This window comes from Pseudomonas sp. 008, from assembly GCF_016861935.1.
In the GTDB taxonomy this organism is placed as follows: Bacteria; Pseudomonadota; Gammaproteobacteria; order Pseudomonadales; family Pseudomonadaceae; genus Aquipseudomonas.
The window spans coordinates 47,894-63,374 of sequence record NZ_BOMA01000009.1; the positions used below are offsets into that span (position 1 = coordinate 47,894).

Sequence of the window (15,481 nt, forward strand, 5' to 3'; positions counted from 1 at the left end):
GGGCCGCGAAGCGGCCCCTCTTATCCCCAAAAAGAAGGGACTGCTGCGCAGTCCAGCGGGAGTAAGCTCCCTCGCCACAGGGTCAGCGCACTTGACTGACTGGCATCAGGGCAATGAATGCCCTTTCTGCTGGGGTATTGCTTACTCGGCCGATTTTTTCTTCAGGCGTTCCAGGATCGCATTGGCGCTGCCTTCATCCGGCGTGATGCCGGCTTCGCGAAGCTTGCGTTCCAGGTCGGTGCCGGTCGACGCATCGGCCAGTTCGTCCTGGGCTTGCAGTTCAGCGGCGCGTTGCTGCTGCTTGGCCTGCAGACGGTTCAGTGTACCGACGGCGGTTTCCAGCTTGCCGTTGGCGCCGCCACTGGCGATCGAGGCGCTGACCTGGGCTTTCTGTACGCTTTCACGAGCCTTGGCCATGTCCACTTGCTGGCGCAGGCTTTTGATGCGGTTTTCAGCCTTGGTGATGTCTTTGCGCATGTTGTCGGCGTATCCACCGAATTCGGTGGCCTGCTTTTGCTCGACATCCAGTTCATTGGTCAGGGTCGAAATGGCTTCGGCCACCTCCAGTGCCAGGTCTTCGCGGTTGGCCTGGATGGCGGCCAGGGCCTTGGATTCCAGGTCCTTGATCTTGGCGTTGTACTCGCTGACGCGGTCAGCCGACAGTTTGTGCTTGGCCATGATGGTGACCAGCTCACGCTTGGCGTTGGCCAGCGCGCTGTCAGCATCGCGAATTTCCTGGTCGAGAATGCGCAGGGCCTGTTGGTCGACGATCGATTCGCCGACTTCATTGGCACCGCCACGCAACGCGGTGAACAATTTGCTCCAGATGGACTGAGTCATTGGATATATCCTGTTCCCGAATAATTAATTGAAGAAGCGTTCAAAGGCTTCGCTGGCGCGCTGGACGTTGTCGACGAGGGTTTTGATCTCAGTCACGACGTTGGTCAGGCTGGAGTCGGAGCTCAGCGCGCCGAACATGTTGTAAACGACCTGCCCGTTGGGCATGGACTCGATACCGATCGAGGACAGCGGGAACATTTCCCGGCTGCGCAGCACGGCATCGTTGAAGGCCGGGACGTCGTTGATCGACTCGACATCGACCAGAACGGTATCGACGATGATCTGATCGCCAACCACCGCGATGTAAATCGGCAAGCCACCGAAATCGTTCATTTCCAGCTTGATGCTGGATTCGGAGCCTTGAACGAGGGAGAGGGTGATTTCGTTCGCAACCACTTCGTCGAGGGCCTGGAGGGCGCTGTAGAGGCGATCGATGTTCCAGTTATTACCTGCGCTCATGTAATTCTCCGACATGAATGAGCCAGCCAGAATCGGTTGGCGTAGCTGTTTCTCCATCTGCTTGAGCAGGCTTCGATTTTCGGGAAGCACCCAAGTCTCGTGTTTCACATAGCCGGCGGCACCCAGGCCCGCGCGCATCTGCTTCATGTAGAAGCTCGATGGTTTTTTCGCGGAGGGTTTCGAGCGCTCTCCTTTGCGGCTCGCTGAATCGGTAACAGACCCGGTAGGCGGATCTGATGGAGAGCTGCTTTTCATGGTGCTGATCCCGTTGTGAAAAAACTCACGCGTGAGAAACACTACAGGCAATATTTGCGGACCTCAATAGCTCACGCGTGAGATTTTTTCGACGGTTGCGCAGGTGTATGAAAAAGAAGGGAAGCAGCATGATTCCGGTCAGTTAAGCGTAATCCTGTGGAACGGGCCTCTCATCTAACCAGCCAGAAACTCATCGGTGGACACCACGCTCGCATGAGCAAACCCCAAGGCCGACATGAACGCGGCATGCACATGGGCGGCCGGGACGGTGACGCCGTTGAACTCCAGGTCAAGGGTGGCACAGGCGTCGTGGATCACCGTGACCGTATAGCCGAAGTCTGCTGCGGCACGGGTGACGCCGTCGATGCACATGTGGCTCATGCTGCCGACCACCACCAGGTGCTCGATGTCTTGCTGGTCGAGGATGTCCTTGAGTTCGGTTTCGCGGAACGCGTTGACGAAGTGCTTGAGCACCACCGGTTCATCGGCGCGGTTCAGGACTTTGGGGTGCAGCTTCGCGCCGTCGGAGCCCGGGGTGAAGAACGGTGCGGCGTCGGAGGTGAATTCGTGGCGGATGTGTACCACCGCGTCACCGGCCTCGCGAAAGGCCTGGATCAGCCGTGCAGCGTTGTCTGCGGCGGCTTCGGCGCCCGCCAAAGGCCACTTGCCCTGGGGGAAGTAGTCGTTCTGGATATCGACTACGATGAGTGCTTGCTTGGCCATGAGTGTTTCCTCGAAGTGCTTGTTGGGTGTGATTCAAGTATCAGGTTCTGCAGGCCGTCCGAGGATTGGCCGCACCGACAATAGAAGGGGGAAAACTGACAATGGGCGTAGAAAGGGCAGTCGTCGAATTGGGCGTGCTGATCTATCCCGGCGCGCAGATGGCGGCGGTGCATGGGCTGACGGATCTGTTCGGGGTGGCCAACCGGATTGCCGCCGAGCATCAGACGGCGCAGTTGCCGTTGTTGCGGATCAGCCATTGGCGGGTCGAGGGCGATCAGGCGCCCGAGCGGGTCTACGACAGTCAACCCGGTCCGGACGGCGCGCTGGTGGCGGTGTTGATCCCGCCTTCGATTGGGGGTTTTTCCAAGGGCCAGGCACCGCAGGGACTGATTCGCTGGATTCGTCAGCAACACGCCAGCGGCGCGACCCTCGGCGGAGTTTGCGTGGGTTCTATACTGTTGGCCGAAAGCGGTCTGCTCGACGGTCGGAGCGCCACCACCCACTGGACCTCGGCCAAAGCCTTCGCCGAGCGTTACCCGGCGATCAAGCTCAAGGCCGACACGCCCATCGTCGATGACGGCGATCTGATCACCACCGCCGGGCTGATGGCCTGGTCAGAGCTGGGATTGCGCCTGGTGAACCGTTTACTGGGGCCGAGCATCGCCACCAGCACGGCACGCTTTCTGGTGGTGGAGCACAGCGACAGCGCGAGCGAATGCGGCAGTAATTTTTCACCGATTCTCAGCCATGGCGATGCCTCGATTCTCAAGGTCCAGCATTGGCTGCAAAGCACCGGGGCGGTCGATGTCTCGCTGGCGGCAATGGCCGAACGGGCGGGGCTGGAAGAGCGCACCTTCCTGCGGCGATTCCGCGCGGCGACCGGGTTGAAACCCACCGAGTACTGCCAGCACCTGCGCGTCGGCAAGGCGCGCGAGATGCTCGAATTCACCAACGGCACCATTGATCACATTGCCTGGACCGTGGGTTATCAGGACCCGAGTGCGTTTCGGGCGACGTTCAAAAAGATTACCGGGCTGGCGCCGAGTGATTACCGGACGCGGTTTGGCGTGACGCCGCCAGCCGTTGTAGCCCGGTAGCCAGAGCACGCCAGATCAAGAAAATGTGGGCGGTTTGAGTCGTGCAAAATGCCGGAGTCCTGAAGGGCGTCGTGCAGAATCAAACAGGCGTAATGCCATTACTGTCTGGGCAACCGGCTGATTTAACAGTCGTTCTTCATCAGCCGCCATTGGCCTGATCCCTGCACCCCTCCAGCTACATTTATCCAACGCAGATTGAAGGGGGGACGCATGACCCCAACAAATCGCAAGAAACTGGTACTCGCCCATTCGGTACGGCCCGATGCCCCCGCTGCACGAAGTTGAAACCAATCGCGCGCTGGCCCGCTGGCTGGCGCAGATCGTCGGGCTCGAATACGGCGGCAGTTACGACCCGCAACTGCACAGCGGTCGTGACCGCTATCTGTTGCCGACCCAGACGCTGGTGGGCGCCGCTACCGCCCGGAAGCTGGGCGTCAAAGGGCCGGAGGATTTGTGGGGCGGTTACGTCGACCACGATTTCATCGGTACCAAAGCCATCAGTCATGGGCTGTTGAACCGCGATGCGTTCGCGCCCGAAGGCTGGGCACCGTTGTTTTGCGAACGGGTGCGCAGCGTCGTGCTCGACGGCCTCAGCGTGTTCTCCCTGGACGATGCGCGCCCGGCGGCGGAGCACCTGCTCTACAGCGGCCCGATCCGCATCAAGCCTATTCACGCCTGCGCCGGGCGCGGTCAGGAAGTGATCAAGAGCCTCGACCAGTTCGACGCCATCCTCGCTCGCCCCGAGGCCAAGGCACTGTTCACCGAAGGCGTTGTGCTGGAGCAGGATTTGACCGAGGTGATCACCCACAGCGTCGGCCAAAGCTTCATCGGCGACAAAGTGCTGAGTTATTGCGGTGATCAATACTTGACCGAAGACGCTCAGGGCGAGCAGGTTTATGGAGGGTCCAACCTGTTGGTGGTGCAGGGTTATTACGAGGACCTGCTGGCGCTGGAACTGCTGGATGAGGTGAGGCTGGCGATCCAGCAGGCACAGGTATTCGACAGTGCGGCGGATGAAGCCTACCCCGGTTTCTATGCTTCGCGGCGCAACTACGACATCGCCCAGGGGCTGGATTGCAACGACCGACAACGCAGCGGCGTGCTCGAACAATCCTGGCGTTTGGGCGGTGCCAGCAGTGCCGAAGTCGCGGCGTTGCAGAGCTTTGTCAGCGACCCCGGCCTGCGTGCGATTCGCGTGTCGTCGGTCGAAACCTATAGCGATCAATCGCTGCCGGAGAACGCCATCGAGATTTACCGCGGGCCGGCGGAGCGCAGTGATTTTCTTCTCAAGTACGTGACGGTCAAATCCTATGACGGCTAGAAGCGAAACCATTCAGATCGACATCGACGATGAACAGATGAGCGGGACCTTCCTCAGCCCCAAATCGAAAGTCCCGGGGGTGCTTTTCGTCCACGGTTGGGGCGGTAGCCAGGAGCGCGACCTGGAGCGCGCCAAAGGCATCGCCGGGTTGGGTTGTGTGTGCCTGACGTTCGACTTGCGAGGTCATACCGGCGGGACCGGCATTCCGTTGTCCAGGGTCACCCGCGAAGACAACCTGCGCGACCTGCTGGCAGCCTACGACCGCTTGCTCGCCCACCCGGCGCTCGACACCTCCGCGATTGCGGTGGTCGGCACCAGTTATGGCGGTTATCTGGCAGCGATCCTGACGACGTTGCGTCCGGTGCGCTGGTTGGCGCTGCGGGTACCGGCGTTGTACCGCGACGACTTGTGGCACACGCCCAAGCGTGAGTTGGACAAAGCCGACTTGCGCGACTATCGCGGCACGCTGGTGCGCGCCGACAGCAATCGCGCGTTGCACGCCTGCTCGCAATTCACCGGGGATGTGTTGCTGGTGGAGTCCGAGACCGATGCCTATGTACCCCACGCGACGATCATGAGTTACCGCGCCGCGTGTCAGCAGACTCACTCGCTGACTCACCGGATCATCGATGGTGCGGATCACGCCTTGAGCGACCCGGTTTCGCAACAGGCGTACACCTCGATTCTGGTGGATTGGATCACCGAGATGGTGGTGGGTGAGCGGTTGAGCATCATTCAATCGAGTTGAGAGAGGCGGTGGTCTTGCGGTCGTTCGCAGGCAAACCACATCTCACCGAGGTTTCTTCGAGATCCGCAACGACTTGGCCTTGGCTTCCACCACCAGGTACATCACCACGGTTATCAGCAGCGGCAGAATGAAATAGATCGCCCGATAAGCGATCAACCCCGCCACCAGGCTGCCCCGCGATACTTCGTGCTGCAGCAGCGCCACGAACACCGCCTCCAACACACCGAGCCCGGCCGGGATATGGGTGATGACCCCGGCAATGGCGCTGATCAGCAACACACCAAGCACCAGCGGATAATCCAGTTTGCTCGGCAGCAACGTGAAGATCACCGCCGCCATCAGCGCCCAGTTCAGTGCGCCGAGGGCCAGTTGCAGGATTGCCATGCGCAGCGACGGCAGAATGATTTCCACGCCGCGAACCGACCATTTCCGGCGCCTGGAATACCGGCAGGCTGCCAGATATCCGGTGCTCAACAGCAGCAACAAAATCCCCACGTCTTGCAGTGCATTGCTGCTCACTTTCCAGCCCGGCGGCATTCGCATCAGGCCGCTGCTGAACACCGCGCCGGCAATCACCATGTAGCCGAACCAGTTGGTCGCCAGGCTCAGCCCGAGGATTTTTGCGATGTTGCCTTTGCTCACTCCGAGCCGCGAATACAGCCGATAACGCATGGCGACGCCGCCGACCCAGGCGCTCAGGTTGAGGTTGAAGGCATAGCTGATGATCCCCACCGGGAGGATCTGCCGCCAAGTCAGGTTCTGCCGGATGTAGGTGCGTCCGATCAGATCGAAACAGGCATAGACCAGAAAACTTGCCAGGGTCACACCTGACGCAATGATCAACGTACGCACTTTGAAATCAGCCAGGGTATCGAGCACTTCGTTCCATTCGATACGCTGGGCGAGCATCGTGAACAACACGATCAGCGCCAGGAAGAACAGCATCGTCAGCGGCCTTTTCCAGCGGTGCCAGTGGTGTTTGCCCGGCGTGTCGGAGTGCGACGCAGGCTGCGCTTCGGAATGGCTCATGCCTTGGCGCTCCCGGGTGGATGGATGAAGGGCTTCAGGCGCGGTTTATGCGCCGGCAACCAGCCGGCCCATGCGGGGAAATGCCGCAGGAAGTGAAACACCAGAAAGCCGATGGTCATGTCCCAGATCCGCCCGCGAGGGGCTGTGTCCACCGACATGACCTTGCAATGGTTGCTGCTCAACTCGTCGAGACGCTCGTACAGATCGCGGTTGAAGGCACGGTCGCGGATCAGCACGTTGGCTTCCAGGTTCAGGGACAGGCTCAGCGGATCGAGGTTGCTTGAGCCGACAGTGCTCCAGTCCTCGTCGACCAGGGCGACTTTGCCATGCAGGGGGCGGTCGCAATATTCGTAGATCACCACCCCGGCCCGCAGCAGGTAGTCGTAGGTCATGCGCGCGGCGAGTCTGGCCACCCGCAGGTCCGGTTGTCCCTGAAGAATCAGGCGCACCTCGACCCCCCGGCGTGCCGCATTGCGGATCTCGTGCAGCAGCCGATAGCCTGGAAAGAAGTAGGCATTGGCGATCACCACGCGACGCCGGGCACTGCGCAGCACCTGTAAATACACCTCTTCGATATCTTTTGGGTGTTCTGCGTTGTCGCGATACACCAGTCGTACCTGACCGTCATGATCGTCGACCGCCAGTTCAGCATGCCGCTGCCGGCGGCGTTGCCACCAGTATTTGGCCCGGGCCGGTCGACCGCCTTGCAGCAAGGCGAAATGATGAATATCGGCCACCGCCGGGCCTTGCACTTCAACCGAATAATCCTGCTTGGCCTCGGGGCCGAAGTCGGCCAGATGGTCGGCGGAAAAATTGATTCCGCCGAGGAACGCAATCGTGCCGTCGACCACCACAATCTTGCGGTGCAGACGGCGGAACCAGTTGGTGCGGATGCCCAGGTGACGCGGGGCGGGGTCGAATATTTGCAGGCGCACACCTGCATTGCTCAGGGCGGCGAGGAACGCCGTACTCAGTTCGCCACAGCCGAATCCATCGAGACTGACGGTAATACGCACGCCGCGTTGCGCCGCTTCAATCAGGATCTGTTGAAGCTCGTTGCCGACCTTGTCCTCGAACACAATAAACGTCTCCAGCAGGATTTCACTCTGGGCTTGGCGCAGCACTTCAAACACCCGTGGAAAGTACGCCTCACCGTTTTCCAGCAATTGGACCCGGTTGTTACCGTGCCAGCCGTACTCAACCTCAGTCACCGCAGGCTCGCGCACGGGTGGAGGCGTGGAGATGCGTTCGACCGTGGTTTTTTCCATCGATGGGCTGCTCATAACTCGATCTCCACCGACAGGGGCGCATGGTCGGAAAGGTGTGACCAGGGGCGTGCCGCCAGCACTTGCGGATGGCTGGCCTTGAGATGGCGCACGTAGATGCGGTCCAGGCGTAACGCCGGCAAACGCGCGGGGAAACTGCGCGCCGGTTTGCCGTGAAACTCGGTGAACACCTCACGCAACCCGCAAGGCTTGAGCAACGCATCGGCGCGCTGGCGCCAGTCGTTGAAATCGCCGGCGACCACCACCGGGGCATCTTGCGGTAGCTCTTCCAGGCGTCGGATCAGCAGCTTGAGCTGGGCCGTCCGGTGGCTTTCGCGCAGCCCCAGATGGACGCAAATGGCATGCACTTCCCGGCCATCGCCGGGCATGCGCAACACGCAATGCAGGATTCCACGGTTTTCATGGCCGCTGATGGACACGTCGAGATTGTCGTGGCGAATGATCTGGAATTTCGACAACAGTGCATTGCCGTGATCGCCCGCCGGGTAGACCGCGTTGCGCCCGTAGGCGAATTGCGGCCACAGGCTATCGGCAAGGAATTCGTACTGGGGCATCGCCGGCCAATTGTTGTAGCGCTGGGGATGCTGTTCGTGGGTGCCGTGGACCTCCTGCAAAAACACCACATCGGCGGACACACTGCGCACCGCTTCGCGCAACTCGGGCAGGATGAAGCGCCGATTGAGTGCGGTGAACCCCTTGTGGGTGTTGACCGTCAGCACGGTGAAGCGGCTCACGGCATTGATGATGGGTTGCTGTTCATCCGTCCCACCGACCGGCTCGGGAATGCTCATGGCAGCGCTCCTTCGGCAACCGGCTCGCCGGGGGCCGTGACAAGGTCTTTGTCGAGATGCAAACGCTCAAGCAGGTGGCGGGCATCGAAGGGCGCGCGGACTTTGATGTCGTTATCGAAATAGCAGAACACTTCCCGGGATCTGCGAGTCTTGGGTTTTTGCCGGGGCGCGATCAATTGCGGATCTGCCGGTTGCTGGCCGTGATGCCAGGCCTCGATCCGCTCGCTCCAGCGTTGCAGCGCTTGAGGGGTGTAACCGCTGGCGTAGAGTTCTTCGGCGCCGTGCAGGCGCAGGTAGACGAAGTCGCTGGTGAGGTCTTCGCGGTACGGCCATTTACCGGCGGTATCGGCAATCACCAACGCGGTGTTGTAGCGTTTGAGCAGCCGGACGAAGGCCGGATCGACGAAACTTTCGTGGCGAATTTCCACGGCATGGCGCACCGGTTTTTTGCCGTAGGCCTTCATGCTGGCGTGACCGTTCAGACGTGTTTCGTGCTGGCGGGCGAGGGCGGCGGCCTGTTCGGTGTCGTGGGGCAGTTGTTCAAGGAAATGTTCGAACAGCTCCGGGTCGAATTTGAAGCTGGGCGGAAACTGCCAGAGGATCGGGCCGAGTTTTTCCTTGAGCTCCAGCACCCCGGAGGCGAAGAAATTCGCCAGGGGTTTATGGATCTCCCGCAGACGCTTGATGTGGGTGATGAAGCGCGGCGCCTTGACGCTGAACACGAAGCCTGGCGGGGTTTCGGCGTACCACTGGGCGTAACGTTCGGGCCGTTGCAGGGCGTAGAACGATCCATTGATTTCGATGCTGTTGACTGCCCGTGACGCGAATTGCAATTCGCGTTTGTGGGTCAGCCCCTTCGGGTAGAAACCTCCCCGCCAGGGCGTGTAGCGCCAGCCTGAAATACCGATATGAATCGCCGCCATGTCGCCTCCCATCCTCGGACAGCCCTGTCTTTTGATGACTGCCAGGCGGGCGAGAAAGTTTCGACGGGGCTACGGACGGTAAAAGCAAAAGATCGCAGCCTTCGGCAGCTTCCCACAGGCGCGCAGGAGTTGCCGAAAGCGACGATCATTTGATCTATCAGTGCCCGACAACGATCCGGGCCGAACCTTCAGCCGGCTCGGCATACACCGGGCCCAATCGATCAAGGCGACCACTCCAGGCGGTCAGTGCCAACGCCACCAACACCACCAGGCCACCGATCCACGCGGTATGGATCAGCCCCATGTGCGCGACGATCAAACCACCACCCCACGCACCACCGGCAATGCCAAGGTTGAACGCCGCAATGTTCAAGCCCGACGCCACGTCCACCGCATGCGGGGTGTGATGTTCGGCCTGACGCACCACATACACCTGCAGGCCCGGCACGTTGCCGAACGCCACCGCACCCCAGACCAGCACAGTGGCCAGGGCCAGCCATGGATTGCCGGCGGTGAAGGTCAGCACGAACAACACGGCGGCGAGCAGGGCGAAGATGATTCTCAGGGCGCCGATCGGGCCGCGTTTGTCCGCCAGCTTACCGCCCCAGATGTTGCCGACGGCCACCGAGATGCCGTACACCAGCAGCACCAGGCTGACGGTGCTGGCGCTGAAGCCCGCAATGTCCTGAAGAATCGGTGCCAGAAAGGTGAAGGCGATGAACGAGCCGCCGTAGCCGACCGCTGTCATGGCATACACCAACAACAGGCGGGGTTGCTTGAGCACTTGCAACTGCTGCAACAGCGAAGCCGGTTTGCTGTGGGCGATGTTCTTCGGTACGTAGAGCAGGCTGCCGATGAAGGCGATCACACCCAGTGCAGACACCGCGAGGAAGGTTTCACGCCAGCCGAAATGCTGACCGATAAACGTCCCCAGCGGCACGCCAGTGACCAGCGCCACAGTCAGGCCGGTGAACATGATGGCAATCGCGCTGGCGGCTTTTTCCTTCGGCACCAGGCTGGTGGCGATGATCGAGCCAATTGAGAAAAACACCCCGTGGGCCAGGCCGGTGACGATCCGCGCAATGATCAGCGACTCGTAGCTCGGCGCTTTCCAGGCCAACAAGTTGCCGAGGGTGAACAGCACCATCAGCGACAACAGCAGCAATTTACGCGGGACTTTGCCGGTGAGGGCGGTCAGCACCGGCGCGCCGACGGCCACCCCGAGTGCATACAAACTGACCAGCAAACCGGCGGACGGCAGGCTGACGCCGAGGTCGGCGCCGATGGTGGGTAACAGGCCAACGATGACGAACTCCGTCGTCCCGATGGCGAAAGCGCTGAGGGTCAGCGCCAGCAAGGCAATGGGCATGGCTGCAACTCCGGTGGATTGATTGATGGAGCGCAGTGTCGGGGTTTGGGGCGTGCGGAAAAATACAGGGATGGGCATTTGATATTTGCGTGCAGGTCAAATATCGCGAGGGCTGATTTGTGTTGGCGCGGATGGCCCCATCGCGGGCAGGGCCAGACAACATCAATGCTGGATCAGTTTGCTACGGACCTGAGCACTGGCCTGCTGATCCAGCTCCAGCCAGAACTGCTGCTTGCCGGCGATCTCGGCGGCAGCCGGCAAGCCATCGCGATACACCAGCCGATTGCTCGCCAGCGCCGGCACTTTCGCGCCCGGCAGCAAGGTGCCGGCGAGGTTCAGCGGATCCACCCCGCACACCGCAATCAAACTACCGTCATGGGGGCGCCGCCTGACTTCGCGCAGCAACGGGATCGCCTCGGGCAGGGCAAACTGTTCGCCGGCCAAACCACTGACAAACCGCCCGCCACGAATCTCGCCCCGGGCCTCCAGCCGATGGAACGTGCGCAACAATTCCCGCCAACTCGGCAACCAGTCCGCCTCGCGCTCCAGCAAGCGCCAGAACACCACGCCGTATCGGCGCAGCAAGGTCATGGCGATGTGTTCCAGGGCTTCTGTGGGTGTGGACGTAGGGCGTTGTTTATCCACAACCGGCTTATCCACAACCGGCGCGACCGCACTGCGGCGCAGCAACGCCCAACGCCCGGCGTCGTCCATCCCGCCGACAAACGCTCCACGCCCGCGTCGACTGCTGCGATTCTGGCGTTTGCTGGCCGGGGTGATCAGCGCCCGCAATCCGGCGAAACTGTCGGCGTTGACCAGTCCGGCGCCGACCAGTTCCTGCAAGGCGATTTCCAGTTCCGAGCGCAGCAGATGGGCCTCGTGCATCAGCTCATCGAAAAACAGAGCGCCGTGCTGGCTGAGTGCTGCATGGACCTTTTGTGTTTTGGGCGACAGTTCGTTGACCGGTGTCTGCTCAGTCAAGCTGCTCCACAACCCGACCTGACTACGCGGCAGCAACAGAATCGGCGTGCTGCGCAATGCCGTGCCGGTGCTCTTGTTGCGCGCGGTCAGGCGCGTCCAGACCAGTTTGCCGCTGCGGCATAACTCATCCAGCCAGCTCGCCGAATAGTCTTTGAGCCGCGCCGGCAGAATGTCGCTGTCCCATGCCGAAGCGGCGGCGGGGTAGCCTTCGAACTGGCTGATGATCGCCGGCAACACTGCGCTGCCCTGGCCTCGGCTCATGCTGGAAAGATGCTGCCAGTCGAACAGAAAGCGCATGAAATCCTGCAACGCCACCGGCTCGATTTCTCGGCGCAGCCGTTTGACCGTGTAGCGATGAATCCGCGCCAGCAGATGCCGTTCGCACCATTCCTCTTCGCGGGCGTCCGGGCTGAACTGCCCGCGCAGCACGTAACCTTCACGTTCCAGTTGGGCCAGGGCCTGAGTGACTTGAAGTGCCGGTAAACCAAGCGGTTCGGCAATCGCCTTCAGCGACAACGGACCAAACGCGCTGAGCCGCGCGCGGATCACTTCCAGCACCGCTTCGTCCGGCTCCCAGGTTTCATCGAAACCGGGCAACGCCTCCAACGACGGAAACAAGGTGGCCTGTGGATAAATCGCCCGCAGGCAGGTCAGTCGCTCCAGTGGCAGCCACAGCGATTGCTTGGCGTTGATCTGCAAACGGCTGGCGCGGCCACTGTCGGCCAGGGTATTCAGCCATTCGAGCCAATTGGGGTTGGCCCGGGCCTCGGCGTCGGTGATGCACGCCAGGCTCATCAAGGCCTCATGCATTTCATCGAGGCCGGTTGGCATTGGCCAGGCTTCGTCGCGCACCGCGGCAATCGCCTCGGCGTCCAGCGCACCGAGGTCGTTGGTGGACTGCGGATCGCTCCAGCGGCGGTTGAGCACCGCCTGAGTGCGGCGTTCTTCCAGCGGCGCGTCGTCGAGGAAGGTGTAGGGGCGGGCACTGAGGATTTCCGCCGCCAGTGGCGAAGGCGCCGGCAGGTCGCGGCTGATCAGGCGGATATCGCCCTGTTCCATGCGCCGCAACAACGCCAGCCAGCCTTCGCTGTCCATGGCCTCGTGCAGGCAATCGTCGAGGGTTTGTTCCACCAGCGGATGGTCGGGAATCTCGCGCTCGCCGGCGAGGTTTTCCACGCAGGCGATCTGATCGGGAAACACGCTGGCGATCAGGTCTTCGCTTTTCATCCGTTGGATCTGCGGCGGCACTTTGCGGCCGCCGCTGTAGCGCGGCAGCGCGAGGGCGACCCCGGCATTCCAGCGCCAGCGCACGCCGAACAGCGGGGCCTCGAGCACCGCTTGAGTCAGGATATGTTCGGCGCTGTTGCTGTGCAGGTAGCGCCAGACGTCGTCCAGCTCGAAGCTGTGGCTGGTGGACAGCGACAACACAATGGCGTCCTCGCTGGCGGCGGCCTGCAATTCGAAGTTGAAGGTGCGGCAGAAACGCTTGCGCAGGGCCAGGCCCCAGGCGCGGTTGATGCGGCTGCCGAACGGTGAGTGGATGATCAGTTGCGTACCGCCTGACTCGTCGAAAAAACGCTCCATCACCAGTGTGTCTTGCGACGGCAAGGCGCCGAGGGTCAGGCGGGCTCGGACCAGATAGTCGACCAGTTGCTCGGCGCTGGCGAGGTTCAAGCCGAGAGTGTCGGTCAGCCAGTCGAGGGCTGGTTGCAGATCGCCGGGTGTGGCGGCGAGCAGTTCATCGAGTTGCGCTTGAAGGCGGGCCACGGCGAACGACAGTTCATTGCTGCGACCGGGTGCTTCACCGAGCCAGAACGGAATGGTCGGCGGCTGGCCCTGAGCATCTTCGACCCGGACCTTGCCGGTTTCGACCCGCAGGATTCGGTACGAGGTATTGCCCAGCTGAAAGATATCCCCGGCGATGCTTTCCACCGCGAAGTCTTCGTTGACGCTGCCGATGTTCAGCCCCTGAGGCTCCAGCAACACGCTGTAGTCGGCGTTGTCGGGAATCGTCCCGCCGCTGGTCACGGCGGTCAGCTTGGCGCCCCGACGACCGCGCAAGGTTCGGCTTACGGCGTCCCGGTGCAGGTACGCGCTACGTATGCCCTGGCGACCGTTGTAGCCCTCGGCGAGCATGTGCAGCAGCGCCTGATAATGTTTTTCGTCGAGCTTGGCGTAAGGCGAGGCTTTACGCAGCATCTCCAGCAACGCCTGCTCGTGCCATTCCTGGCAACTGACCTCGGCGATGATCTGCTGGGCCAGCACGTCCAGCGGCGCTTCGGGGATCAGCAAGGTGTCGAGTTCGCCACGGCGCACGCAATCGAGCAAAGCGGCGCATTCGATCAGGTCGTCGCGGGTGGTGGCGAACAATCGGCCCTTGGGCGTGCCGCCGACCTGGTGCCCGGAGCGGCCGACCCGTTGCAGAAAACCGGCAATCGAGCGTGGCGAAGCGATCTGGCACACCAGGTCGACGTCGCCGATATCAATCCCCAATTCCAGCGAGGCGGTGGCGATCAGCACTTGCAGCTCGCCGCGCTTGAGCCGTTGCTCGGCGTCCAGGCGAAATTCCTTGGCCAGGCTGCCATGGTGGGCGGCCACCGCGTCTTTGCCGAGGCGTTCGCTCAAGTGTCGGCTCAGGCGTTCGGCCAGGCGCCGGGTGTTGACGAAAATCAGCGTGGTCCGGTGTTCGCGGGCGAGGGCGGCGAGGCGGTCATAGACCAGTTCCCACACGTCGTTGGCCATCACCGCTGACAACGGCACGGGCGGCACTTCGATATCGAGATCCCGTGGGCGGGCATGGCCGATGTCGATGATTTCGCAGTCGCGATCACGACCAACCAAAAAACGCGACACCGCTTCGATGGGTTTTTGCGTGGCGGACAGGCCGATCCGCACCAGCGGTTGCGGGCAAAGCGCTTGCAGGCGCTCCAGGCTCAGGGCCAGGTGACTGCCGCGTTTGCTGGCGGCGATGGCGTGGATTTCGTCGACGATCACCGTTTGCGTGGTGCCGAGCATTTTCCGGCCGGAATCGGAGCCGAGCAGTACGTAAAGGGATTCCGGGGTGGTTACAAGAATGTGCGGCGCGGTTTTGCGCATGGCCGAGCGGTCTTTTTGCGGCGTATCGCCGGTGCGCACGGCGGTGCTGATCGGCACGTCGGGCAGGCCCATCAGGCGTAACTGCTCGGTGATGCCGGCCAGCGGGTTTTGCAGGTTGATCCGGATGTCGTTGGACAGGGCCTTGAGCGGCGAAACGTAGACCACCAGGGTTTCGTCTGGCAGGCCATCCGGGTTTTCCAGGCCACGATGGACCAGATCGTCGAGCACGGCCAGAAACGCGGTGAGGGTTTTGCCGGAGCCGGTGGGCGCGGCAATCAGCGTTGAACGGCGCTGGCGGATCAACGGCCACGCCCGGGCCTGGGCGGCGGTAGCCGTCGCGAAGGTGTTGCTGAACCAGGCGCTGACGGCGGGGTGGAAACCGTTCAGAGCGCTGTCTGCGGGGATGGGCAGGTTCATGAGCCAATTTATGCGGGTGGGGACGGGAAGTTGCAAGTACCGCTCAGGCTCTGTGTTGATCCTGAGGCCAGTAGCTGCACCACAAATCCCCGGGAACTACACTTTACGGGTGACGGTTGCGCACTAAACCCGCAAAATGCAACGAT

The 15,481-nt window shown here is 61.8% G+C and carries 11 protein-coding genes and 1 pseudogene; 3 read left to right on the top strand and 9 right to left on the bottom strand.

The genetic code is table 11. The features are described 5' to 3' along the window. Window positions 1-141 precede the first annotated feature (141 nt). The 3 genes from JUI81_RS18965 to JUI81_RS18975 form a co-directional block, all read right to left on the bottom strand. Window positions 142-840 (bottom strand): PspA/IM30 family protein, encoded by a 699-nt coding sequence (locus tag JUI81_RS18965; protein WP_007933675.1) that lies wholly within the window; start codon window positions 838-840, stop codon window positions 142-144. 24 nt (window positions 841-864) lie between these two features. Next, entirely contained in the window at window positions 865-1,446 is a 582-nt protein-coding gene (locus JUI81_RS18970; protein WP_018925667.1) for a YjfI family protein, read from the bottom strand. Between the two features lie 282 nt (window positions 1,447-1,728). Next, window positions 1,729-2,277, bottom strand: a complete 549-nt coding sequence (locus JUI81_RS18975; protein ID WP_204124815.1) for a cysteine hydrolase family protein — start codon at window positions 2,275-2,277, stop codon at window positions 1,729-1,731. Window positions 2,278-2,378: 101 nt separating this feature from the next. Here JUI81_RS18975 and JUI81_RS18980 point away from each other — a divergent pair, with 101 nt between their 5' ends. From JUI81_RS18980 to JUI81_RS18990, 3 genes and pseudogenes are all read left to right on the top strand, one after another. Continuing rightward, window positions 2,379-3,374, top strand: coding sequence for a GlxA family transcriptional regulator (locus JUI81_RS18980; protein ID WP_019581401.1), 996 nt, complete (start codon window positions 2,379-2,381; stop codon window positions 3,372-3,374). A 210-nt stretch (window positions 3,375-3,584) separates the two neighbouring features. Beyond that, window positions 3,585-4,695 (top strand): annotated as a pseudogene (locus JUI81_RS18985) (DUF3182 family protein). Beyond that, on the top strand, window positions 4,685-5,443 hold the full coding sequence (locus JUI81_RS18990; RefSeq protein WP_018925671.1) for a S9 family peptidase: 759 nt from the start codon (window positions 4,685-4,687) through the stop codon (window positions 5,441-5,443). Before JUI81_RS18985 ends, JUI81_RS18990 begins: the two are co-directional and overlap by 11 nt. 42 nt (window positions 5,444-5,485) lie before the next feature. Here the strand turns inward: JUI81_RS18990 and JUI81_RS18995 are convergent, their stop codons facing one another. From JUI81_RS18995 to JUI81_RS19020, 6 genes are all read right to left on the bottom strand, one after another. After that, window positions 5,486-6,472 (bottom strand): lysylphosphatidylglycerol synthase domain-containing protein, encoded by a 987-nt coding sequence (locus tag JUI81_RS18995; protein WP_204124816.1) that lies wholly within the window; start codon window positions 6,470-6,472, stop codon window positions 5,486-5,488. Further along, window positions 6,469-7,755, bottom strand: a complete 1,287-nt coding sequence (gene clsB / locus JUI81_RS19000) for a cardiolipin synthase ClsB (RefSeq protein ID WP_204124817.1) — start codon at window positions 7,753-7,755, stop codon at window positions 6,469-6,471. Before clsB ends, JUI81_RS18995 begins: the two co-directional genes overlap by 4 nt. Beyond that, window positions 7,752-8,549, bottom strand: a complete 798-nt coding sequence (locus JUI81_RS19005) for an endonuclease/exonuclease/phosphatase family protein (protein ID WP_204124818.1) — start codon at window positions 8,547-8,549, stop codon at window positions 7,752-7,754. The genes clsB and JUI81_RS19005 overlap by 4 nt, the downstream gene beginning before the upstream one ends. After that, a complete protein-coding gene (locus tag JUI81_RS19010; RefSeq protein ID WP_019581395.1) occupies window positions 8,546-9,472 on the bottom strand; it encodes a DUF72 domain-containing protein in 927 nt (308 codons plus the stop codon). Before JUI81_RS19010 ends, JUI81_RS19005 begins: the two co-directional genes overlap by 4 nt. A gap of 157 nt (window positions 9,473-9,629) precedes the next feature. Further along, complete coding sequence (locus JUI81_RS19015) at window positions 9,630-10,841, bottom strand: MFS transporter (RefSeq protein ID WP_204124819.1); 1,212 nt, start codon at window positions 10,839-10,841, stop codon at window positions 9,630-9,632. Window positions 10,842-11,003: 162 nt separating this feature from the next. After that, complete coding sequence (locus JUI81_RS19020) at window positions 11,004-15,335, bottom strand: DEAD/DEAH box helicase (RefSeq protein WP_204124820.1); 4,332 nt, start codon at window positions 15,333-15,335, stop codon at window positions 11,004-11,006. Window positions 15,336-15,481 lie beyond the last annotated feature (146 nt).

Coding starts and splice junctions, on each gene's coding strand:
- JUI81_RS18995 (WP_204124816.1), bottom strand. CDS start 6,472: ATGAGCCATTCCGAAGCGCAGCCTGCGTCGCACTCCGACACGCCGGGC.
- JUI81_RS19005 (WP_204124818.1), bottom strand. CDS start 8,549: ATGAGCATTCCCGAGCCGGTCGGTGGGACGGATGAACAGCAACCCATC.
- JUI81_RS19015 (WP_204124819.1), bottom strand. CDS start 10,841: ATGCCCATTGCCTTGCTGGCGCTGACCCTCAGCGCTTTCGCCATCGGG.
- JUI81_RS18980 (WP_019581401.1), top strand. CDS start 2,379: ATGGGCGTAGAAAGGGCAGTCGTCGAATTGGGCGTGCTGATCTATCCC.
- clsB (WP_204124817.1), bottom strand. CDS start 7,755: ATGAGCAGCCCATCGATGGAAAAAACCACGGTCGAACGCATCTCCACG.
- JUI81_RS18975 (WP_204124815.1), bottom strand. CDS start 2,277: ATGGCCAAGCAAGCACTCATCGTAGTCGATATCCAGAACGACTACTTC.
- JUI81_RS18965 (WP_007933675.1), bottom strand. CDS start 840: ATGACTCAGTCCATCTGGAGCAAATTGTTCACCGCGTTGCGTGGCGGT.
- JUI81_RS19010 (WP_019581395.1), bottom strand. CDS start 9,472: ATGGCGGCGATTCATATCGGTATTTCAGGCTGGCGCTACACGCCCTGG.
- JUI81_RS18970 (WP_018925667.1), bottom strand. CDS start 1,446: ATGAAGCAGATGCGCGCGGGCCTGGGTGCCGCCGGCTATGTGAAACAC.
- JUI81_RS18990 (WP_018925671.1), top strand. CDS start 4,685: ATGACGGCTAGAAGCGAAACCATTCAGATCGACATCGACGATGAACAG.
- JUI81_RS19020 (WP_204124820.1), bottom strand. CDS start 15,335: ATGAACCTGCCCATCCCCGCAGACAGCGCTCTGAACGGTTTCCACCCC.